Origin of the sequence: Enterobacillus tribolii (assembly GCF_003363015.1) — a bacterium.
Taxonomy (GTDB): domain Bacteria; phylum Pseudomonadota; class Gammaproteobacteria; order Enterobacterales; family Enterobacteriaceae; genus Enterobacillus; species Enterobacillus tribolii.
Genome location: NZ_QRAP01000008.1, coordinates 168,711 through 190,456 on the forward strand (window position 1 = coordinate 168,711; position 21,746 = coordinate 190,456).

A 21,746-nucleotide genomic window follows, 5' to 3' on the forward strand; every position below is an offset into this window, starting at 1 on the left:
GCGAATGCGGGGGCTGATTATCAGAAGATGGTGAAAGGCGCGATGACGATAAACTTCACGTCTCTTTCATCCTGGAACATGTTGCCGTAACCACCGCCCCAGCTCGGGTTATCAGAGTGGTTGTCATACTGCGTAAAGTGCAGCTTGAACAGCGTGCCCTTGGCGCGGCCTTCCTGAACGGTATACATCGCATCCAGGCTGTAGGCAGATTCTTTAATCTTAGTAGAAGCGATAGACTGTTTGTTGCCGTTGTCGTCAAGCTTCCAGGTAGAAGGCTTCGCATCCCACGCGTAAACCGTGGAGGCGCCCACCGCCCAGCCAGGCAGATTCCAGTTGCTCAGGTCATACATGGCGCCGAAGAAAACTGATTTTTCGCCGTTGGCGTTAAAGTCGGAGCGGTTATCCCACCAAACGTCCAGACGACCGTTGGAAGAGGAGTAGGTCGGCGTCATACGCTGCAGGAAGTACCCCTGCTGCCCTTCGGCCCTCACCCAGGTCCCTTCCAGACGCAGGTCGACCTGACCGATCTTGTAGCCGAACGTCAGCGCCTGCAGCCATGCGGTGCCGTCGTAAATATCATTCACCGTGTGGGTGCTGGCTTTATCACGCGCGCCGTAGAACTGGTAGCTGGTGGAAAGCGGGCTGCCGGCGACGTCAAATTTGTAGCTGGCTTTGGCAAAGTACTGATCGACAAAGCCCTCAGCCTGACCGAATGCGGCCTCAAGTACGAGGTCGTTTTTGAAGTCGTACTTCGCGCCGATAGAGTGGAGGTAATCGACCCTGGTTTTCCTGTCGTTCTGATAGAACTTATCCAGCTCGATATGCCACGGCGACTTATACTCGTTGGTCCACATATACGAGAAACTCAGCGCGCCGTTATCGCCGTAGTCAAAGTTCGCACCGGCTTCGGCCCCCTGATAGGTACCCGGCATAAAACTCCAGTGCGGAGCCAGCAGGGTTTGACCGGAAGGCTGCAACCAGCCCGCACGCGCCCATACCGGACCATACTTGAATTTCGCGGCGGCTTTATACAGGCTGATCCCGCTCTTGTCGCCGGAATAGTCTTCGTCATAGCCTTTATTAATAGAAGAGAACGCGATTTCGTTCGGGTGGCCACTTTCTGAAGACTCTGCCATTTCAATGGCGGTGAACGCGGCAATGTCCAGGCCGAACATGTCGGCGGCATAACCGGAGGAGAAATCGAGATTGGCGTTCCAGGTAGAGTGAGACAGGTTGGTCTTATATTTATCGCCGTCAGTAACGTCTTTGCGATCGCGTTCACGCTGCCAGTAATACACGCCACCGGTCAGTGTTGAATCATCGATAAAACCTTCGGCCTGAGCCTCCGGCATTGCGTAAAAACTGCCGCCTAACAACGCCCCGGTAATTGCGAGCGCCAGCGACTTACGCCGGGCACGATGCGTAATCATAGTAAATTCCTCTTTGACCTTGAAAGAGCGCTTCCGGGCACGAGTGCCAGCGGTTCGCTAAAACCCCGAAACGGGGAAAAAATCGCGATTCAGACAATGTCTCAATCACATCACTTCTCTAAAGACAGCTTATTTTTCGCGACGCGAATTATCAAATGAAAAGTGTACCGAGTTTGTCGATTTATGACGCAGAGCACATAAGTGTGAAAATATGTTACTCTGCATAAAGTGCATTTTTTAGATGAAAATCCATGATAATCAACTAATTGTGAATAATAATTGAGAGTGAAAACAATACAGAAATGTATCTGTTAAGCGATTCTGTTGAATCGATTACAGCAAATTTCCACATTGCCCCATGATTAATTCGCGTTACGAATAATAGAGATTCTCACGAAGAACCGCGGATATCGCAGTGAAATAAGCCAGAATGGAACGGGATAATAAAAAAGCCGCCTGAGAACAGGCGGCTTTTTTCATGAAGAAAATCAATAATAGTAACGCAGGTGGCAATTATCCGGCGATCTTCGCCCAGGTATCACGCAGCCCGACGGTACGGTTAAACACCAAATGCTCCGGCGAAGAGTGACGGCTGTCAGCACAGAAATAACCTTCACGTTCAAACTGATAGGTCACGCCAGCAACGGCAGAACCCAGCATTGGCTCAACGAAACCTTTACGCACCACCAGCGATTCAGGGTTGATGGTGGACAGGAAGTCCTCCGCCGCTCCCGGATTCGGTACGGTGAACAGGCGATCGTACAAATGGAACTCGGCCGGCACCGCATGATTGGCGGATACCCAGTGAATAACGCCTTTCACTTTGCGCCCGTCCGCCGGGTCCTTGCTCAGGGTTTCCGGGTCATAGGTACAATAGATCGTGGTGATTTCGCCTGCTGCGTCTTTCTCCACGCGCTCTGCTTTAATCACGTAGGCGTTACGCAGGCGAACTTCTTTACCCAGCACCAAACGTTTGTACTGCTTGTTGGCTTCTTCGCGGAAGTCAGCCCGATCAATGTAAATCTCGTTGCTGAACGGCACCTCGCGGCTGCCCATCTCCGGTTTGTTCGGATGGTTGGGCATGCTGATCATTTCCAGCGTATCCGCCGCCAGGTTTTCAATCACCACGCGCACCGGGTCCAACACCGCCATAGCGCGCGGCGCATGCTCGTTCAGGTCGTCGCGGATACAGGATTCCAGCGCAGCCATTTCCACGTTGTTATCCTGTTTGGTCACCCCGATCCGGCGGCAGAACTCACGCACGGCGGCGGCGGTGTAGCCGCGGCGGCGCAGGCCGGAAATCGTCGGCATACGCGGGTCGTCCCAGCCTTCCACAATCTTCTCGCTCACCAACTGGCTCAGCTTACGCTTGGACATGATGGCGTATTCCAGATTCAGGCGGGAGAACTCATACTGGCGCGGATGCACCGGAATTGAGATGTTGTCCAGCACCCAGTCATACAGGCGGCGGTTGTCCTGAAACTCCAGGGTACACAGTGAGTGGGTGATCCCTTCCAGCGCATCGGAAATGCAGTGGGTGAAGTCATACATCGGGTAAATGCACCACTTGTCGCCGGTCTGGTGGTGATCGGCAAACTTAATGCGGTACAGAACCGGATCGCGCATCACCATAAACGGCGACGCCATATCGATTTTCGCGCGCAGGCAGGCTGCGCCTTCGGCAAAACCGCCGGTACGCATTTTTTCAAACAGCGCCAGGTTCTCTTCCACGCTACGTTCGCGGTACGGGCTGTTGCGTCCCGCCTCCGTCAGCGTACCGCGGTATTCGCGGATCTGTTCGGGGGAAAGCTCATCCACATACGCCAGGCCCTTGTTAATCAGCTCTACGGCATACTGGTGCAGTTGATCGAAATAGTCTGAGGAATAACGTACCGCCCCGCTCCACTCGAATCCCAACCACTGTACGTCGTGTTTGATGGACTCGACATACTCGATGTCTTCCTTCACCGGGTTCGTGTCGTCAAAACGCAGGTTGCACAGTCCCTGGTAATCTTTGGCGACGCCGAAGTTCAGGCAGATAGACTTCGCATGCCCGATATGCAGGTAGCCGTTCGGCTCCGGCGGGAAACGGGTATGGATGCTGGTGTGTTTACCGGTCGCCAGATCTTCATCGATGATCTGACGGATAAAATTCGTTGGGCGGGCTTCAGCCTCACTCATTTCTTTTTCCTCATATGCCAAAACGCTACGGATAACCATTAATAATCCAACAACCCACGTCCGGAAACAACCGTTTGTTACAAGATTTCCGGTATCCGTCGCGGGTATCCCTGTTTTTCAGGCCCCTGCTCCGTCGTCAGGCACAACAACACCGCGCGGAAATAAAAAAGCGGGAAGAGGTTTCCCTCTTCCCGCCCGTCAGGCAGCAACCGCTAAACGCGCTTACTTGCCCTTGATGTCATACAGTTTGCTTTCACCAGCGACCACCTTGCCGGATGCCGCGATAGCCAGACCGCCGAAGTCGTCGATGTTGCTGACGACGACCGGACTGATCATGGAGCGCGCATTGGCGTTCAGGTAGTCCAGATCCAGTTCCAGAACCGGGTCACCGGCTTTCACGGTTGCGCCTTCTTCAACCAGACGCTTGAAGCCCTGGCCGTTGAGCGCAACGGTGTCGATACCCATGTGCACCACGATTTCAGCGCCTTCATCCGTTTCCAGGCAGAACGCGTGGTTGGTGTTGAAAATCTTCACCACGGTGCCGTTAGCCGGAGAAACCACGGTTTTCCCGGTCGGACGCACGGCCACGCCGTCGCCTACCGCTTTGCTGGCGAAGGCTTCATCCGGAACGTCTTCCAGCGCCACAACGTCGCCGGTGATGGGAGAAACCAGGCTTACCTTGACCGCGGCAGACGCATTCGGCGTTGCCTGAGGCTTGGCTGCCGGCGCTGCGGCAGGCGCGCTGTTGCCGTTAGCCGGCGCGGCAGGAACGTCGCCGGTGGTGCGCATGGCGTTGGCGATCTTCTCTGCAGCGAAGCCGACGATGATCTGCACGCTGGTTTTGCTCAGGCGGATAACCCCTGAAGCGCCCAGACGCTTGGCCAGCGACTCGTTCACCAGCGAAGAGTCTTTTACAGTCAGACGCAGACGGGTGATACAGGCGTCGATACCGGTCAGGTTGGCGGAACCGCCGACCGCGCCGATGTATTGACGCGCCATCAGAGCCGCATCGATGTCTTTACCGTTGCTGGTTGCAACGTTGACGTCCTGACCATCACCTTCTTCACCTGCGCCGCTCAGCTCACGGCCCGGCGTCATCAGGTTGAATTTAGTGATGGTGAAACGGAACACCGTATAGTAGATAACGAAGAACACCAGACCCTGCGGGATCAGCATGTACCAGCTGACCGCCAGCGGGTTGCGTGAGGACAGCACCATATCCACCAGACCGGCGCTGAAGCCGAAACCGGCGATCCAGTGCATGGTAGCCGCGATGAATACGGAGATACCGGTCAGAACGGCGTGGATCACGTACAGCACCGGCGCCACGAACATGAAGGAGAATTCCAGCGGCTCGGTGATACCGGTAAAGAAGGCGGCGAATGCACCGGCCATCATAATACCCAGCACTTTAGCCTTGTTCTCAGGACGCGCGCAGTGGTAAATCGCCAGCGCCGCACCCGGCAGACCGAACATCATGATCGGGAAGAAGCCCGCCTGATACATCCCCGTAATACCTACGGTCGCTTTACCCGCAGCGATAGACTGCGCGCCACCCAGGAAGTTCGGGATATCGTTGATACCGGCTACGTCGAACCAGAACACGGAGTTCAGCGCGTGGTGCAGACCAACCGGAATCAGCAGACGGTTGAAGAACGCATAAACGCCTGCGCCGACGGAACCCAGTTTCTGGATTTGCTCACCGAAGCTGACCAAACCGTCAAAGATCACCGGCCAGATGTACATCAGGATGAACGCCACCAGGATCATCAGGAAGGACGTCAGGATCGGAACCAAACGACGGCCGCTGAAGAAGGAAAGCGCTTTGGGCAGTTCCACGCTGCTGAAACGGTTATACAGCTCAGCAGAAATGATACCGACCAGAATCCCGACGAACTGGTTGTTGATTTTGCCGAACGCGGCCGGAACCTGATCGAGAGGTATTTTTTGAATCATTGACACGGCTGCCGGCGAGCAGAGCGTGGTCAATACCAGGAAACCGACGAAACCCGTCAGGGCCGCGGCGCCGTCTTTATCTTTGGACATACCGTATGCAACGCCGATGGCGAACAGTACGGACATGTTGTCGATGATAGCTGACCCCGATTTAATGAAGAAGGCCGCCAGCGCGCTGTCGCCCCCCCAACCTACCGGGTCAATCCAGTAGCCAACCCCCATGAGGATGGCCGCGGCGGGCAGTGTTGCCACCGGCACCATCAGGGCGCGCCCCACCTTTTGCAGATAACCTAGAATACTCACCTTTTCCCCCTATATGACCATTTTTGGCCGCGGATGCTTTGTGCACCTTTTTTGTAGCCGTCAACCGGACATCTGATACGATCTTAACGCATAGAAACTCACTTCAATCCGGAGTGTAAAAAAATTATTTTTCCTCGCAAATTAAAACCTCCAGTTTTGTGATAAATATCACCAATAGTGCGTTAAAATATGCCTATATGCTAGCCACGACACAAAACTTATTTTAGTATACAAAAAATCAAAACAGAGTCAGGTCTGCGCGCAATCAGGCAACCTGGGTTACGCTTACAACGGACGACAGCGGCTCTGTTGCATGTGAATCATAGAACATTTTATCTTAGCTTATGAGGTGTCCCTGATGAGACTTATCCCACTGAAAGCGTCGGCGGATGTCGGTTTGTGGTCCGCACGCCACATCGTTAACCGCATTAACAAGTTTAAACCCACTGCGGAGCGCCCCTTCGTACTGGGCCTGCCGACCGGCGGCACCCCGCTGCAGACTTACAAACGCCTGATCGAACTGCATCAGGCCGGCGAAGTCAGCTTCAAAAACGTCGTCACTTTCAACATGGACGAGTACGTCGGCCTGCCGGAAGATCATCCGGAAAGCTACCACACCTTCATGTACACCAATTTCTTCAACCACGTGGACATTCCGCGCGAAAACATCAACCTGCTGAATGGTAACGCAGAAGACGTCGACGCCGAGTGCCGCCGCTACGAAGAAAAGATCAAATCCTACGGAAAGATCAATCTGTTTATGGGCGGTGTAGGTAATGACGGGCATATTGCCTTCAACGAACCCGCATCTTCCCTCGCTTCGCGCACCCGTATCAAAACGCTGACCGAAGATACCCGTATCGCCAACTCCCGTTTCTTTAACGGCGACATCAACCAGGTGCCCAAATACGCGCTGACCGTCGGCGTCGGTACGTTGCTGGACGCGGAAGAAGTGATGATTCTGGTGACCGGCCATGCCAAAGCCCAGGCTCTGCAAATGGCGGTAGAAGGCAGCGTCAACCATCTGTGGACCATCACCGCCCTGCAAATTCACCCGAAATCCGTGGTGGTATGCGATGAGCCGTCAACGATGGAGCTGAAAGTTAAAACGGTTAAGTACTTCCGCGAATTAGAAGCGGAAAACATGAAACAACTTTAAGACAACAGGGGGACCTGATGTACGCTTTGACCCATTGTCGGATTTATACCGGCCACGACATTCTTGACGACCATGCAGTGGTGATCGCCAACGGCTTAATTGAACGCGTTTGCCCTGTCGCGGAATTACCGTCGGGTATTGAGCGTCACGATTTGGACGGCGCGATCCTGGCCCCCGGTTTTATCGATGTTCAGCTTAACGGCTGCGGCGGCGTGCAATTTAATGATTCGGAAGCCGCCGTTTCTGAAGAAACGCTGGAAATTATGCAGCACGCCAACGAGAAATCCGGCTGCACCAGCTACCTTCCCACGCTCATCACCTGTGCCGATGACATGATGAAGCACGCGATGGACGTAATGCGTTCCTATCTGAGTAAGCACCAGAATCAGGCGCTGGGCCTGCACATCGAAGGTCCTTACATCAGCCTGGAGAAGAAAGGAACGCACAATCCGAAGTACATCCGCAAGCCCGATCACGAAATGATCGACACCCTGTGCGAGCACGCCGACGCCATTGTTAAAGTGACCATGGCGCCGGAAGTCGCGACCGAAGAATCCATCCGCCAGTTAAAAGCGGCTGGCATCGTGGTTTCCGCCGGTCACTCAAACTCCACCTACGAAGAAGCCCGTAAAGGCTTCGCCGCCGGTATGAGCTTCGCGACTCACCTGTTTAACGCCATGCCGGCTATCTCCGGCCGTTCACCGGGCCTGATCGGCGCGATCTTCGACACTCCCGAAGTGTACACCGGGATTATCGCCGACGGTCATCACGTCGCCTGGGCAAACATCCGTATGGCTAAACGCATGAAGGGCGAGAAGCTGGTGCTGGTCACCGATGCAACCGCACCTGCAGGAGCCAACATCGATCACTTCATTTTTGCGGGGAAAACAGTATATTACCGCAACGGGTTGGTGGTTGATGACAACGGCACCCTGAGCGGTTCCGCGCTGACCATGATCGAAGCGGTGCAAAACAGCGTAGAGCACGTCGGCATTCCCCTGGATGAAACGCTGCGCATGGCGTCGCTTTATCCGGCGCGCGCAATTGGCGTGGACGGGCGTTTGGGCAGCATCGAACCGGGCAAAGTCGCTAACCTGACCGCGTTCACCCGGGACTACCGCGTGATCAAAACCCTCGTTAACGGCGAAACCGTCTACGAGAACATCGTGAAATAATCACACTATACGGGTAAATATATAGATGGCGACCGGCGGCGGACAAGGACAAATCGGCAATGTCGATCTGGTAAAACAGCTTAACAGCGCGGTGGTATATCGGCTGATTGATCAACAAGGCCCTATATCACGCATTCAGATTGCCGAACTGAGCCAGCTTGCGCCAGCCAGCGTCACTAAAATTACCCGTCAGTTGCTGGAGCGCGGGCTGATTAAAGAAGTCGATCAGCAAGCCTCCACCGGCGGACGCCGGGCAATTTCCATCGTGCCCGAAACCCGCCTGTTCAACACCGTGGCGGTGCGTCTGGGCCGCCATGACGCCACGCTGACGCTGTATGACATGAGCGGCAAGTCGCTGGCGGAAGAGCATTATCCCTTGCCTGAGCGTACGCAGGAAACCGTGGAAGCCGCGCTCCTGACCGCCATCGATCACTTCATCCAGGTTAACCAACGCAAAATCCGCGAGCTGATCGCTATTGCCGTGGTGTTGCCGGGCCTGGTCGATCCGGATCTCGGCATCGTGCGTTACATGCCCCATATCAACGTCAATAACTGGCCGCTGGTGGAAGTGATGGAAGCCCGCTTCCGGGTCACCAGCTTTGTCGGGCACGACATCCGCAGCCTGGCGCTGGCGGAGCATTACTTCGGCGCCACGCGCGACTGCGAGGACTCCCTGCTGGTGCGCCTGCACCGGGGAACTGGCGCAGGGATCATCGTGAACGGCAACACCTTCCTCGGCCGAAACGGCAACGTCGGGGAAATCGGCCATATTCAGATCGATCCGCTGGGCGAGCGCTGCCACTGCGGTAACTTCGGCTGCCTGGAAACCATCGCGGCCAACGCGGCCATTGAGCAGCGCGTCCGCCACCTGCTGGAGCAGGGCCATCCCAGCAAGCTGACGCAGGAAGATTGCAGCATCCACGCCATTTGCAAAGCGGCGAACAAAGGCGACGCGCTGGCAAGCGAGGTGATCGATCACGTCGGGCGCAATCTCGGCCGCGCTATCGCCATCACCATCAACCTGTTCAATCCGCAAAAAGTGGTTATCGCAGGAGAAATCACCGAAGCGGAAAAAGTGCTGCTGCCGGCGATTCAGAGCTGCATCAACACCCAGGTGCTGAAGGATTTCCGCAAAAACCTGCCGGTCGTCACCTCCGAGCTGGATCACCGCTCCGCCATCGGCGCTTTTGCCCTGGTCAAACGCGCCATGCTGAACGGCGTACTGCTGCTGCGTTTGCTGGAAAATCATCATTAGTCTTTCACTACACGCCTGAGCTGGCTATAGTTAGGCCAGCTATCTTCGTGAGTGAAAGAAAACGATGACAATTCAAAGCGTAATTTGTGATATTGACGGCGTGCTGATGCATGACAACACGCCGGTTCCCGGTGCTGACGTCTTCCTTAACCGCATTCAGCAGCAGGAAATGCCGCTGGTGATTCTGACCAACTACCCTTCCCAAACCGCCCAGGATCTGGCTAACCGCTTCTCCGCCGCAGGTCTTGAGGTGCCGGAAGAGGCCTTTTACACCTCCGCCATGGCGACCGCAGACTTCCTGCGCCGTCAGGAAGGCAAGAAAGCCTATGTGATCGGCGAAGGCGCTCTGATCCACGAGCTGTACAAAGCCGGTTTCACCATTACCGACATCAACCCCGACTTCGTGATCGTCGGCGAAACCCGCTCCTACAACTGGGAAATGATCCACAAAGCGGCCTATTTCGTCGCCCATGGGGCGCGTTTCATCGCCACCAACCCCGACACCCACGGACGCGGCTTCTTCCCTGCCTGCGGCGCCCTGTGCGCGCCGATTGAGCTGATCGCCGGGCGTTCCCCGTTCTACGTCGGCAAGCCCAGCCCGTGGATTATCCGCGCTGCGCTGAACAAAATGCATGCCCATTCAGAAAGCACCGTCATCATCGGCGATAACCTGAGAACCGACATTCTGGCCGGCTTCCAGGCCGGGCTGGAGACAGTATTGGTGCTGACCGGCGTGTCCACCCTGGAAGACATCGAATCCATGCCCTTCCGCCCCACCTATATCTACCCCTCCGTCTCCGACATCGACGTGTTCTGATCGTCCCGGCGTCTGATGCCACCGTCAGACGCCTCATGAATTCACCTTTCTGCGTTAAAAATTGACGATTATTCAATTTATAAGGTCATATATTGAGAAATCATCAAAGTTCTTCCCTCTTCAACAATCTTTTTCTCATCGAAACACTAAATAACTTGCCTTTTATTCAGCTATTGATGCATTTTCTTAGATAACCCGCTGTCATTACCGATAATGATCGTTGAATCCACAGGTTTTACGGCGATTTATTAACGAATTCACATTTAACATCACACAACTTAAGTCATGCAGGAAGGGAGAAGGCTATGTGTTCCATTTTTGGTGTGCTCGACCTGAAAACCGATCCGGTCGAATTGCGTAAGAAAGCGCTTGAACTGTCACGTCTGATGCGTCACCGCGGGCCGGACTGGTCCGGTATTTACGCCTCGGACAACGCGATCCTGGCGCACGAACGCCTGTCGATCGTGGACGTCAACAACGGCGCTCAGCCGCTGTACAACGCCGCACATACCCATATCCTGGCCGTCAACGGTGAAATCTATAACCATCAGGCCCTGCGCGCGCAGCTCAAAGACCGTTACGCGTTTCAGACCGGCTCCGACTGCGAAGTCATCCTGGCGCTCTACCAGGAAAAAGGCCCGGCGTTTCTTGACGATCTCTATGGCATGTTCGCCTTTGCACTGTACGACGCAGAGCAGGACGCCTATCTGATTGGCCGCGACCACATCGGCATTATTCCGCTGTACACCGGCTACGACGAACATGGCAACTTTTACGTCGCCTCTGAAATGAAAGCGCTGACGCCGGTATGTAAAACCATCAAAGAGTTTCCCGCCGGCAGTTACCTGTGGAGCAAAGACGGCGAAATCCGCCGCTACTACCAGCGCGACTGGTTTGAATACGACGCGGTGAAAGACAACGAAACCGACCCCAACGCCCTGCGCATCGCGCTGGAGGAGTCCGTCAAAAGCCACCTGATGTCGGACGTTCCTTACGGCGTGCTGCTTTCCGGCGGTCTGGACTCTTCCGTGATCTCCGCCATTACTAAAAAATTCGCCGCCCGCCGGGTAGAAGACGATGAGCGCAGCGAAGCCTGGTGGCCACAGTTGCACTCTTTCGCCGTCGGCCTGAAAGGTTCGCCGGACCTGAAAGCGGCGCAGGAAGTCGCCAACCATCTGGGAACGGTACACCATGAGATCCACTTCACCGTGCAGGAAGGCCTCGACGCCATCCGCGACGTGATTTATCACATTGAAACCTACGACGTCACCACCATCCGCGCTTCCACGCCGATGTACCTGATGGCGCGTAAAATCAAGGCAATGGGCATCAAGATGGTACTGTCGGGCGAAGGGTCCGACGAAGTTTTCGGCGGCTATCTCTATTTCCACAAAGCGCCGGACGCCAAAGAGCTGCATGAAGAAACCGTGCGTAAACTGCTGGCGCTGCATATGTACGACTGCGCCCGCGCCAACAAAGCCATGGCCGCCTGGGGCGTGGAAGCGCGCGTACCATTTCTTGACAAGAAATTCCTCGATGTCGCCATGCGCATCAACCCACGCGACAAAATGTGCGGCAACGGCAAAATGGAAAAACACATCCTGCGCGAATGCTTCGAATCTTACCTGCCGGCCAGCGTCGCCTGGCGCCAGAAAGAGCAGTTCTCCGACGGCGTGGGCTACAGCTGGATCGACACCCTGAAAGAGGTTGCCGCGCAGCAGGTCAGCGATCAGTCGCTGGAAAACGCGCACTTCCGCTTCCCGTACAATACGCCGACCTCCAAAGAGGGTTACCTGTACCGCCAGATTTTTGAGGAGTTGTTCCCGGTGCCGAGCGCGGCGGAATGCGTTCCCGGCGGCCCTTCCGTCGCCTGTTCTTCAGCCAAGGCCATCGAGTGGGATGAAGCGTTCAAAACGATGGACGATCCATCAGGACGTGCAGTGGGCGTACACCAGGATGCCTATAAATAACGTCTCTTAGTTTTTCATTATGTCAAAAAGGCTTCTGTCGTCCGGAAGCCTTTTTTATTTCTGTCTCGCCACTAAAAACATTTATTTTTGCCTTCCCTGCCACACCCCAAATTAATATCGCCCTTTCAAGCGAAATAATTATTTTATTTTAATCCCTTAATAAATCGTTAAGATCTATATGTTATGGAACGCAAGAAAAATAAAAACAAGAAACATCTTAATCAAAAATCCTAATGAATTACGCCTTCAAAGAGGCTTAAATAATTCAGAAAACCATTCATCCTTAAAATCCACGGAAGGAAGTCGTAGTTATGCAGACGCCCTATCCGCCGCGACTTGTTTTTTATTCCCATGACACAATGGGATTAGGTCATATACGGCGAAACATGCTATTAGCAAATACAATATTAACGTCCAGACCCGACACTGAAATATTGCTAATTAACGGCGTGCGTGAATCAGGCATATTTTACTTCCCGAAAGGGATGGATTCCGTTACGCTGCCGACCTATATCAAAACCCCCGACGGGGAATATGAGCCTTGCTCGCTGGGAAATGACGTTCATCGCCTGGTAGAACTGCGTGTCAGCATCATCCAGGCCGCACTGAACGCTTTCAATCCGCACGTCATGATCGTAGACAATGTGCCGCGCGGGGCGATGTCCGAGCTGAATACCGTGTTACCTCTGTTAAAGCAGAGAAATACGCATCTGATCCTGGGGCTGAGGGACATTATCGATGAACCGTCTGTGGTACAACGCCAATGGAAAAAGCTGGATAACAGCACCGCAATCCGCGACTACTACTCTGATGTCTGGATCTACGGCGATGCCGGATTTTATGACTTAACCCGCGCCTACAACCTGGACGACGACATCCGTAAAAAAGTGTCGTTCATGGGCTATCTGGATGCCACAAAGCACCCACGACAACCGAAAACGACGGATAACTATCTGGCCGCCATCAACCGCCCCTACATATTGTGCACCGTCGGCGGCGGTCAGGACGGATACCATCTGGCGTCTGTATTCGCCCGGGCGACGTTCCCGCAAGGCATGATGGGCGTATTAATCACAGGCACCATGATGCCTGCCGCCGAATATGAAGCTTTGCAAAAAATCGCCGCACAGCGTAACGACCTCTGCGTTATCCGTTTTATTGCCAACCCGCTGCTGTTATTACACCAGGCGCACAGCGTTGTGGCGATGGGAGGATATAACACCACCATCGAAATATTATCCCTGAACAAACGCGCGTTAATTATTCCGCGTGTTTCCCCCCGGCAGGAACAATGGATAAGAGCTTCTTCGCTGGCAAAGGTTAATCTGGTCGCCTGTATTCACCCAAGCGAATTAAATACACAGACGCTGAATGACTGGATATCAAAAAACTGGCAGCCGGAAAATCCCCGTCATTATCTGAGCCTGGATGGTTTACGTACATTTGCTGAAAAAATAAATATATTGCTGCCCAAGCCTGCGGGCAAAGCACTCACATCTCTGGTCGGGGTATAAAAATGAAAAATAATCATGTGGGTAATCCCTATGTGGGTTACGTAGTAAAGCGCTATCCACGTTTTTCAGAAACGTTCATCGTTAATGAGATTCTTGCCCATGAGCGTGCGGGGCTGAAAGTGGATATTTTCGCACTGGGCAACGTTGATGAAACACATTTCCAGGATGTCATCGCGCAGGTCAACGCGCCCGTCACCCGTTTTGACGATAAACAACGCAACACAGAAAATCTGTGGGCGTTGCTGGATAACGCCCGCCGCACGCTGCCCGATTTTTCCACTAACCTGGCCGGGTTGCAGCACAACAACGTGCATGAGTTCGCTCAGGCGATCCAACTGGCGCTGGCCGTACGCCAGCGTGGTATCCGCCACCTGCACGCGCATTTCGGCACCCGCGCTACCACCGTGGCGCGTTTGGCCGCCAGGCTCAGCGGCATCAGCTACAGCTTCACCGCGCACGCCAAAGACATCTACTACCCTTACCCGGAAGGTACGGGGCTGGCCCAAAAGCTGCGCGACGCCGCGCACGCCGTCACCGTCTCGGATTACAACCTGGCCTACCTGCGGGAGCAGTACGGCAACGATGCGCGCAACGTAACCCGCCTGTACAACGGCATCGACCTGCACAAGTTTGCTTACCAGCCCTGCTCAGACAATGCATCCGCGCACATTTTGGCCGTCGGGCGACTGGTGGAAAAAAAGGGCTTCCCGCTGCTGATTGAAGCGTTGCGTATTCTGAAGCAGCGCAATCTGGATTTCCGTTGCACGCTGATTGGCGATGGCCCGCTGCGCGACGCGCTGCAACAGCAGGTTCAGCAGGCAGGTCTGGAAACACAGGTCGCCATGCCCGGCCTGCGGCCCCAGTCCGCCATTATCAGCGCCATGCGCAGCGCGACTTTGCTCGCCGCCCCCTGCATCATCAGCGAAGAAGGCGATCGCGACGGCCTGCCGACCGTACTGCTGGAAGCAATGGCGCTGGGCACGCCGGTTATCTCCAGCGCCGTTGCCGGTATTCCTGAGCTGGTCATCAACCACGAAACCGGGCTTTGTATCCCGCCGGGGGATGCCTTCGCCCTGGCCGACGCTATCGCGCAATTGCTCGGCGACGCCGCGCTGCGTCAGACACTGTCGCAGCAGGCCAGACAGCTTATCGAACGCGAGTTCGACATTGAGCGCAATGCCGCCGTGCTGCGCAATATTTTCGCCGCCGCCGTAAACCACGCAACGTCATTGCCCTGTGGCGGGGAGGCTTTCGGATGAAAGTCGCCTACATTTGCGCGGACCCCGGAATTCCGGTCTTCGGCCAGAAGGGCGCTTCCATTCACATTCAGGAAGTGCTGCGCATCCTGCTGAAAAAGGGAGCGGAGATCACCTTGTTCGCCCAGCGTCCGGGCGATGATATTCCTGCCGCCTTCCGCCGGATAAAGGTGGTGAAGCTGCCTGCCCTGCCCACTGCCGCACAGGCGGAAGCCAGGGCCAGGGCTGCGCTGGCGGCGAACGCCGATCTGACGGCGATGCTGGATGCCGCCGGCCCGTTCGACCTGGTGTACGAACGCTATTCGCTCTGGAGCCACGCAGGCATGTCCTGGGCCGCCCGTCACGGCACGCCGTCGGTTCTCGAAGTCAACGCCCCCCTGATTGAAGAACAGCGTCAATACCGCACGCTGCCGCTGGAAGACGAAGCCTTCGCCACGCTGGACGCCAACCTACGCGACGCCGGTACGTTGATCGGCGTTTCGCCCGGCGTAAAAACCTGGCTGGAGCGTTTTCCTCCGGCACACGGCAAAACCTACGTGGTGGAAAACGGCGTAGATCCGACGCGTTTCAGCCCGCGGGAAGAAACCGCGCGCACGCCGGTCACGATCTGTTTTCTCGGTACGCTGAAGCCCTGGCACGGGCTGAGCACGCTGATTGACGCCTTCATCCTGCTCCATCAGCGCGGGAGCTCCGCCCTGCTCTCCATCATCGGCAACGGCCCCGAATATGAACCTTTGCGGGCACGGCTGGATCAACACGGCCTGCTGCCGATGACCCGTTTTTCTGGCTCGGTATCGCCCGACCGCGTGCCGGCCCTGCTGGCGGATGCCGACATCGCTGTCGCGCCCTACCCGCGGCTGGATAATTTCTATTTCTCCCCGCTGAAAATTTACGAATACATGGCGGCAGGGCTGCCGGTGGTGACTTCACGAACCGGCCATCTCGGCACGCTGATCAGCGAGGGAGAAACCGGGCTGCTGGTGCCGCCGGAAGATCCTCCGGCGCTGTGTGAAGCGCTCACCGTCCTGATAAACGCCCCGGCCCTGCGCTGGCGGATGGGGCAGGCGGGCCGTCGGCTGGCCGAAAAAAACCACAGCTGGGAACAGGCGGTAAACCGGATTTTACGTTTGGCCAACGCCGGCGAACGCCAGAGAGAATGTAATGAAACCTGAAAGCCAGACCATGCTGCTGCACACATTTCTGCCCTACATCAGCAAACAGCGGAGGTTAATCATCACCTCGTTCGTCGTGCTGCTTACCGCCAGCGGTCTGCGTCTGCTCGAACCCTGGCCGCTGGCGTTCGCCATCGACATTGTCATGGGAGACGTCAAACACAATACCCTGCTCAATGGCTTCAACACTGAATCCCTGACGCAGGAGGATTTATTGTGGCTGTGCGCGGGCGGCATCATCGCCGTCGCAGCGCTGCGCGCCGTCGCCGGCTACGTCAGCACCATCGGCATGGCGCTGGCGGGCAGCCGCGTCATGAGCGAAATCCGCCGTAATCTGTTCGTCCATCTGCTGCGCCTCCCGCTGGCGTTCCACCACCGTTCACGCACCGGCGATCTCACCATGCGACTGATCAACGACATCGGCATGATGCGCGAAGTCACGGTTACCGCGTTCATGCCGATGCTGTCGAACATCGTCATCTTCGCCGGCATGTTCGGCATCATGCTCTATCTGGATTGGAAGCTGACGCTGCTCACCCTGCTCCCGATGCCGGTGCTGGCGCTGACCACCCTGCACAGCAGCCGTAAAATCCGCGATGTCAGCCGTACCCAGCGTAAACGCGAAGGCAACCTGGCGGCAAAGTCGTCGGAGTTCATGACCGGTATCGCCACCATCCAGGCGATGTCGCTGGAAAAAGCCGCTACAGAGGCGTTTAACGGCAACGATGCCCAAAGCCTGAAGCAGAACGTCCAGTCCAAACGGCTGGCGGCGGGCATGGAGCGCCGGGTAGATCTGCTCATCGCCGCGACCACCGCCATGGTGGTATTCCTGGGGGCGAAAAGCGTCCTGAGCGGCCTGATGTCGGCCGGTGAATTGCTGATTTTTATTTCCTACCTGAAAAATGCCTTCCGCCCGGTGCGGGAGTTCGCCAAATACAGCGGCCGTCTGTCAAAGGCAACCACAGCCGGCGAACGCATCGCCGAACTCTTGCATACGCCCGTCGCCACCAGCGAACAAACCGGCGGAAAAACACTGGCGGAAAGCGCGCAGGATATCCGCTTCGAGGCAGTTTCCTTTGGCTACCGGACGGACGATGGCGCAGCCAGCCCGCCCGCGTTGCAAAACATCAGCTTTCTTTTGCCGGCGGGGCGCTCGCTCGCCATTACCGGGCCGTCGGGCGCGGGCAAATCCACCCTGAGTCAGCTGTTGCTGCGCCTGTACGAGCCTTGCTCCGGTCGTATCGTGATCGGCGGGCACGACCTGCGCGAGTACGACACCAGCAGCCTGCGTAAACGCATCGGCTACCTGCCGCAGGAAAGTCTGCTGTTCGGCGTCAGTATCCGGGAGAACATCGCGCTGGGCGCCGACGGCGATGTTACAGAGGAAGCGATCATCGCTGCCGCACGCCTGGCGAATGCCCACGATTTCATCACCGATCTGCCGAATGGTTACGACACCGTGGTCAGCGAGCGCGGCATGTCGCTCTCCGGCGGTCAGCGCCAGCGTATTGCCATCGCCCGTACCGCCATCCGCCGCAACGCATTTTTGCTGCTGGATGAACCCGGCGTCGGCTTAGACAGCAAAAACGAGCGCGAAGTCACCGACGCGCTGATGCAACTGATGCGTGGTAAAACCAGCCTGATCATCACCCATAACCTGGATTTCGCCGCGCGGGCAGATCACATCCTGCTGCTTGACGGCGGACATATTGCCGAACAGGGCGATCACCACAGCCTGCTGAAACAGCAGGGACGTTATTTCGAACTCTGGAATATGCAACATGGCTGACCCGCAACAGACACAGGAAATAAGGAGCGCCATCATGACCGCCCACGACGCCGAACTCGCACTGATTGCCAGAGATCCCGCGCTGCCGGGGCTGGGCCTCCTGTTAAGCAATGAGCGCCTGCTGGCAGCCCTGCATACGCTTCCCGCTTTCGCGCATGCCCGGGCGCTGAAGGGAACGTACCTGCGTTATAAGCCGGGCACCAGTTGCATACTGGCGCTGGAAATCACGCTGGCCGGCGGGGAAAGCCAACGCTGCTTCGCCAAAGCGCTGACCCGGGAACGGTTTGCCGCTTCGCGGGCGCACCCGAAGCGGCAGGCGCTGCTCGCCGCCGGGCATCCGCATGCGCCCCTGTTTTTGGCAGACGACGCTATTTTACTTCAGCATCCCACCGGCGATCGCGGCATTCGTTATCTGGATGTTTTATGGAACGAAAAACAGAGAGCGGCCCTGCTGCGCCGCTGGCTGCCCGATCTGGCGAACGCGCCGGACGTCGAATGGCGTTTTCTGCGCTATAAGCCGGAACGCCGCTGCGTGGTCAGCATAGTGCATGCGGGAAAGCCGCAGGCAGTCATCCGTTGCGCCAGCGAGCACGAGTTCGGCGCAATCCTGCAAGGGTGCGCGACGGGAAGCGCTCTCGGCCACGTTGAACTGCTGGGCGCGCTGGGCGAAAAGCGGTTGGCGGCCACCTGCTGGATTGAAGGCGAAAGTCTTGAGCAACTGCTGCGCGATCCCTGCATGCCCAAGCTGGTAGCCCGCGCCGGTGAAGCGCTGGCTCACGTGCACAACGCGCCTTTTACCTTACCGGCGCGGCGTACTACCGACGACGACCTAAACCAGATGCGGCGCGCCCTGGACACGCTGTACACCCTTTATCCGCAGGCCGTTTCCCGCTTCGAACACTGTGCCGGACGGATCGGGCAACACATCCGGCGGTTTGAGCAACCTGCCGTTATCCTGCACGGCGACTTTTCCGCGGATCAGGTCATCGTTACCGGCCCTGACGCCCCGCTGCGCATCATTGATTGGGATCGCAGCACCAGCGGTCACCCGCTTAACGATATGGCGACGTTTTTGGCCAGGATCGAAATGGACGTTATCGAAGGCAACCTCAGCCGCATACAGGCGGACTCTGCCCGGGCGGCGCTGCTGAGCGGATACAGCGCGCATCGCGCTCTGCCTTGCGAAGGGCTTCCCTGGTACACCGCGCTGGCGCTGCTTGCTCTGGCGGCGGAACCTTTCCGCAAGCGCGACGCGCGCTGGCCGGCAACCATTGACGCCCTGTTGCAACGCGCCGAGCAGCTCACCGCCGACACGACTTCGCCTGGCGATAACGACTGGCAGGAACGCCTGACGCAGCTCTGCCAGGCGCAGCATATGGCGCAGCCTTTACAGCAGGCGCTGGGGCAGCAAATGCTGCAATCCGGTAAAGTCCTGCGCCATAAACCGGGCCGGCGGGCGTTAATCGCTTACCAGCTCGCTGCCGGGAACAGCACGCTCACCCATGCGGTGTTAGGCAAATACCGGGAAAAAGGCACGGATAAGCATGCGTTCGCCTGCCAGCGCGCACTCTGGGAGAACGGGTTTGACGGACAAAACGCCGCCAGCGTTCCCGAGCCTCTGGCGTTGCTGCCTGAGCGGAAAATGTGGCTGCAACGCAAAGCCGATGCTGAGTGCCTGACGCTGCGCCTGTCGCCCCATGCGGATCTCGCCGTAACCGGCGCCGCCGTCGGCACGGCCCTGGCCGCCCTGCAGTCGAATGAAGCACTGCGGACCGCGGTGGCCGGCAAGATCTGGCGAAAAGAGGATGAAATGAACGTACTGGAACGCGGGCTGGCGCAGGTTGCCGCCGCCCGCCCGCACTGGCGCCACCGGCTGCACGCGTTACTGACCGCCGGGGAAAAATTAGCCTGCCGGCTGTTCAGCGCGGCACAAACGCCGGTACACCGGGACTTTTACCCCGATCAGATCCTGACGGATCGCCGCCATCCCGCCCGCCTGGTTTTACTGGATTTTGACCTGTGCAGCCAAAGCGCCGCCGCCCTCGACGCCGGTAATTATCTGGCGCATGTACGCGAACTGGCGCTGCGCCGTTTCGGCAACGCTGACGCGCTGCAGGCGCATGAAACGGCGTTTACCGGCGCCTATCTCGAACACGCGATATGGACCCGCGCAGAGGACGTCCGGGGCTTTCTGGCGCTCTCCCTGCTCAGGCATATCTTCCTTAGCACCCGTTTCCCCGGGCGGGCGCACACCACGGTGCCGCTGCTGGACTATTGCGAACGACTGACAGGATAACCATGACGACAAGGAACGATTCAGTAATGCATTACAGCTCATTTTCTCTCCCGCTTGGCGTCGGTCTTTTTTTGACGTCCTTCTTCTCCGCTGCGGACGGCACGGTACGCGACGAACAACATAACGCCGGGCGCGACAGCAAACCCTCTTTATTAAGTCAGGTTCGGACGCCGGAGGACGATAGCGTACCGGCACTGCTGAAAGTGAATGTGGCGCTAAAAATGGAGGCCTTTTCCCTGCGTAATAAAAAGCTGCGCCACGGCGACAAGCGGGAAAACGAGCTGGAGTTAGAGCCGCTGGCCCGTCTGCGGTTCAGCCTTTTGGAAGGCCATCCGGTTTACGGCGTGGCGGAGGTGGAGCTGAAGGACAAAACCAAGCGGGAAACCGGCAAACCCGGGAGGAATAAAACGCGTCTGGAGTTAACCCAGATCTACCTCGGCCTGGACGCCGATGCTCTGGATACCCATTTCCGCCTCGGACGCTGGCTGTACCGTGACGAGCGCGAGTGGCTGCTCGACGAAAATATTGATGGCGTGCTGGCCCGCTGGAAGTCCGGCAGGTGGCGCGCCGATGTGTTAGGCGGTCGGATCGATTACTGGCAGCGCGACCTTCTTGATCGCACCTCACGCGACGCCGGCAAAACCACCGCGATGGGCGCCATCGTGCGCCGCAAGCTGGGCAGCGACTGGTTAGCCGGCGCTTACGCACTTGCCAGTGAAAACACCCATGACGCCCATTACAGTCAGTTCCACTATGGGCTGCGCTCACACGATGAACGCAGGGAAGGGCTGCGCCACTGGGCTGAAATCGGCCTGATGTCCGGCAATAAATCCGGCAACCGGCACAGCGGCTTTGCGGCCGACGTGGGCGGCACCTATGTTTTCGCCTCCCGGCTGCGCCCGCGTCTGACGCTGGGCTACGCCTACGCCAGCAAAAACTATCGCCAGACAGGATTGCAGTCTAACGAGGCAACGCTCGGCGGCAACACCAAACTGAACATCTACGGCGCCACGCTGGCGCCGGAGCTGACCAACCTGCACGTAATAACAGCCGGCATCGGCGTAGACATTACGCCGGATGCCAGCCTCGACCTGATTTATCACGACTACCGGCAGGCACAGACAGCCGATCTGGAGGCGCACAACGGCGATCTGAAGTCGCGCTATGACAACCGCAGCACCACGCGGTTGGGCAGCGGCATCGATCTTGTCTGGGGCGTACAGGTTAACAAGCGTCTGAAAACCGAGCTGATCATGGGGATGTTCACGCCGTCGAAGCGTTTCCGTTCCGGCGCGTCGGACAACGCGCCGGGCAGCGCCCCTGCTTACTCGATAGGGTTTGAAGCGGAGCTGCGCTTTTGACTTCCACCCTGGATAAGACGGTTTTGCCGGGTGTAAGAACCCCGTTCTGAAGGGGCAGAATACGGGGTTCGTCCTCCCCTTCTTCCTTATACGGAGGCCCGGCAACGCGTTA

Annotated in this window: 14 protein-coding genes; 11 read left to right on the forward strand and 3 right to left on the reverse strand. The window is 57.0% G+C overall.

The features are described from left to right. Nucleotides 1–20: 20 nt before the first annotated feature. The 3 genes from chiP to nagE form a co-directional block, all read right to left on the reverse strand. On the reverse strand, nt 21–1,430 hold the full coding sequence (chiP, locus tag C8D90_RS16925) for a chitoporin ChiP (RefSeq protein ID WP_115459647.1): 1,410 nt from the start codon (nt 1,428–1,430) through the stop codon (nt 21–23). Nucleotides 1,431–1,943: 513 nt separating this feature from the next. Continuing rightward, nucleotides 1,944–3,611, reverse strand: coding sequence for a glutamine--tRNA ligase (gene glnS / locus C8D90_RS16930; RefSeq protein ID WP_115459718.1), 1,668 nt, complete (start codon nt 3,609–3,611; stop codon nt 1,944–1,946). A 222-nt stretch (nt 3,612–3,833) separates the two neighbouring features. Further along, nucleotides 3,834–5,870 carry an N-acetylglucosamine-specific PTS transporter subunit IIBC gene (gene nagE / locus C8D90_RS16935; RefSeq protein WP_115459648.1) on the reverse strand — a complete coding sequence of 679 codons (2,037 nt, stop codon included), beginning with the start codon at nt 5,868–5,870 and terminating at the stop codon, nt 3,834–3,836. Between the two features lie 358 nt (nt 5,871–6,228). Here nagE and nagB point away from each other — a divergent pair, with 358 nt between their 5' ends. From nagB to C8D90_RS16990, 11 genes are all read left to right on the forward strand, one after another. Next, the gene (gene nagB / locus C8D90_RS16940; RefSeq protein ID WP_115459649.1) at nt 6,229–7,029 is read left to right on the forward strand and encodes a glucosamine-6-phosphate deaminase; all 801 of its coding nucleotides are present in this window, start codon (nt 6,229–6,231) and stop codon (nt 7,027–7,029) included. Nucleotides 7,030–7,046: 17 nt separating this feature from the next. Next, nucleotides 7,047–8,204 (forward strand): N-acetylglucosamine-6-phosphate deacetylase, encoded by a 1,158-nt coding sequence (nagA, locus tag C8D90_RS16945; protein WP_115459650.1) that lies wholly within the window; start codon nt 7,047–7,049, stop codon nt 8,202–8,204. 25 nt (nt 8,205–8,229) lie between these two features. Beyond that, nucleotides 8,230–9,459: a DNA-binding transcriptional regulator NagC gene (gene nagC / locus C8D90_RS16950; RefSeq protein WP_115459651.1), complete on the forward strand. Its 1,230-nt coding sequence runs from the start codon at nt 8,230–8,232 to the stop codon at nt 9,457–9,459. A gap of 64 nt (nt 9,460–9,523) precedes the next feature. Beyond that, nucleotides 9,524–10,276 carry an HAD-IIA family hydrolase gene (locus C8D90_RS16955; protein ID WP_115459652.1) on the forward strand — a complete coding sequence of 251 codons (753 nt, stop codon included), beginning with the start codon at nt 9,524–9,526 and terminating at the stop codon, nt 10,274–10,276. Nucleotides 10,277–10,581: 305 nt separating this feature from the next. Beyond that, nucleotides 10,582–12,246: an asparagine synthase B gene (gene asnB, locus C8D90_RS16960; protein ID WP_115459653.1), complete on the forward strand. Its 1,665-nt coding sequence runs from the start codon at nt 10,582–10,584 to the stop codon at nt 12,244–12,246. A 485-nt stretch (nt 12,247–12,731) separates the two neighbouring features. After that, complete coding sequence (locus tag C8D90_RS16965) at nt 12,732–13,760, forward strand: glycosyltransferase family protein (protein ID WP_230473036.1); 1,029 nt, start codon at nt 12,732–12,734, stop codon at nt 13,758–13,760. Between the two features lie 2 nt (nt 13,761–13,762). Further along, nucleotides 13,763–15,019: a glycosyltransferase family 4 protein gene (locus C8D90_RS16970; RefSeq protein ID WP_115459655.1), complete on the forward strand. Its 1,257-nt coding sequence runs from the start codon at nt 13,763–13,765 to the stop codon at nt 15,017–15,019. Then, nucleotides 15,016–16,188, forward strand: a complete 1,173-nt coding sequence (locus C8D90_RS16975; protein WP_115459656.1) for a glycosyltransferase family 4 protein — start codon at nt 15,016–15,018, stop codon at nt 16,186–16,188. The genes C8D90_RS16970 and C8D90_RS16975 overlap by 4 nt, the downstream gene beginning before the upstream one ends. Beyond that, nucleotides 16,178–17,977, forward strand: coding sequence for an ABC transporter ATP-binding protein (locus tag C8D90_RS16980; RefSeq protein WP_115459657.1), 1,800 nt, complete (start codon nt 16,178–16,180; stop codon nt 17,975–17,977). The genes C8D90_RS16975 and C8D90_RS16980 overlap by 11 nt, the downstream gene beginning before the upstream one ends. Beyond that, nucleotides 17,970–20,273, forward strand: coding sequence for an aminoglycoside phosphotransferase family protein (locus C8D90_RS16985; RefSeq protein ID WP_115459658.1), 2,304 nt, complete (start codon nt 17,970–17,972; stop codon nt 20,271–20,273). Before C8D90_RS16980 ends, C8D90_RS16985 begins: the two co-directional genes overlap by 8 nt. A 26-nt stretch (nt 20,274–20,299) precedes the next feature. After that, complete coding sequence (locus C8D90_RS16990) at nt 20,300–21,634, forward strand: alginate export family protein (protein WP_115459659.1); 1,335 nt, start codon at nt 20,300–20,302, stop codon at nt 21,632–21,634. Nucleotides 21,635–21,746: the final 112 nt, after the last annotated feature.

Bases quoted from the DNA above. Each gene is read 5' to 3' on its own strand.
- C8D90_RS16985 (WP_115459658.1), top strand. From the start codon at position 17,970: ATGGCTGACCCGCAACAGACACAGGAAATAAGGAGCGCCATCATGACC.
- C8D90_RS16955 (WP_115459652.1), top strand. From the start codon at position 9,524: ATGACAATTCAAAGCGTAATTTGTGATATTGACGGCGTGCTGATGCAT.
- C8D90_RS16965 (WP_230473036.1), top strand. From the start codon at position 12,732: ATGGATTCCGTTACGCTGCCGACCTATATCAAAACCCCCGACGGGGAA.
- C8D90_RS16975 (WP_115459656.1), top strand. From the start codon at position 15,016: ATGAAAGTCGCCTACATTTGCGCGGACCCCGGAATTCCGGTCTTCGGC.
- C8D90_RS16990 (WP_115459659.1), top strand. From the start codon at position 20,300: ATGCATTACAGCTCATTTTCTCTCCCGCTTGGCGTCGGTCTTTTTTTG.
- nagA (WP_115459650.1), top strand. From the start codon at position 7,047: ATGTACGCTTTGACCCATTGTCGGATTTATACCGGCCACGACATTCTT.
- nagB (WP_115459649.1), top strand. From the start codon at position 6,229: ATGAGACTTATCCCACTGAAAGCGTCGGCGGATGTCGGTTTGTGGTCC.
- asnB (WP_115459653.1), top strand. From the start codon at position 10,582: ATGTGTTCCATTTTTGGTGTGCTCGACCTGAAAACCGATCCGGTCGAA.
- C8D90_RS16970 (WP_115459655.1), top strand. From the start codon at position 13,763: ATGAAAAATAATCATGTGGGTAATCCCTATGTGGGTTACGTAGTAAAG.
- chiP (WP_115459647.1), bottom strand. From the start codon at position 1,430: ATGATTACGCATCGTGCCCGGCGTAAGTCGCTGGCGCTCGCAATTACC.
- glnS (WP_115459718.1), bottom strand. From the start codon at position 3,611: ATGAGTGAGGCTGAAGCCCGCCCAACGAATTTTATCCGTCAGATCATC.
- nagC (WP_115459651.1), top strand. From the start codon at position 8,230: ATGGCGACCGGCGGCGGACAAGGACAAATCGGCAATGTCGATCTGGTA.
- C8D90_RS16980 (WP_115459657.1), top strand. From the start codon at position 16,178: ATGAAACCTGAAAGCCAGACCATGCTGCTGCACACATTTCTGCCCTAC.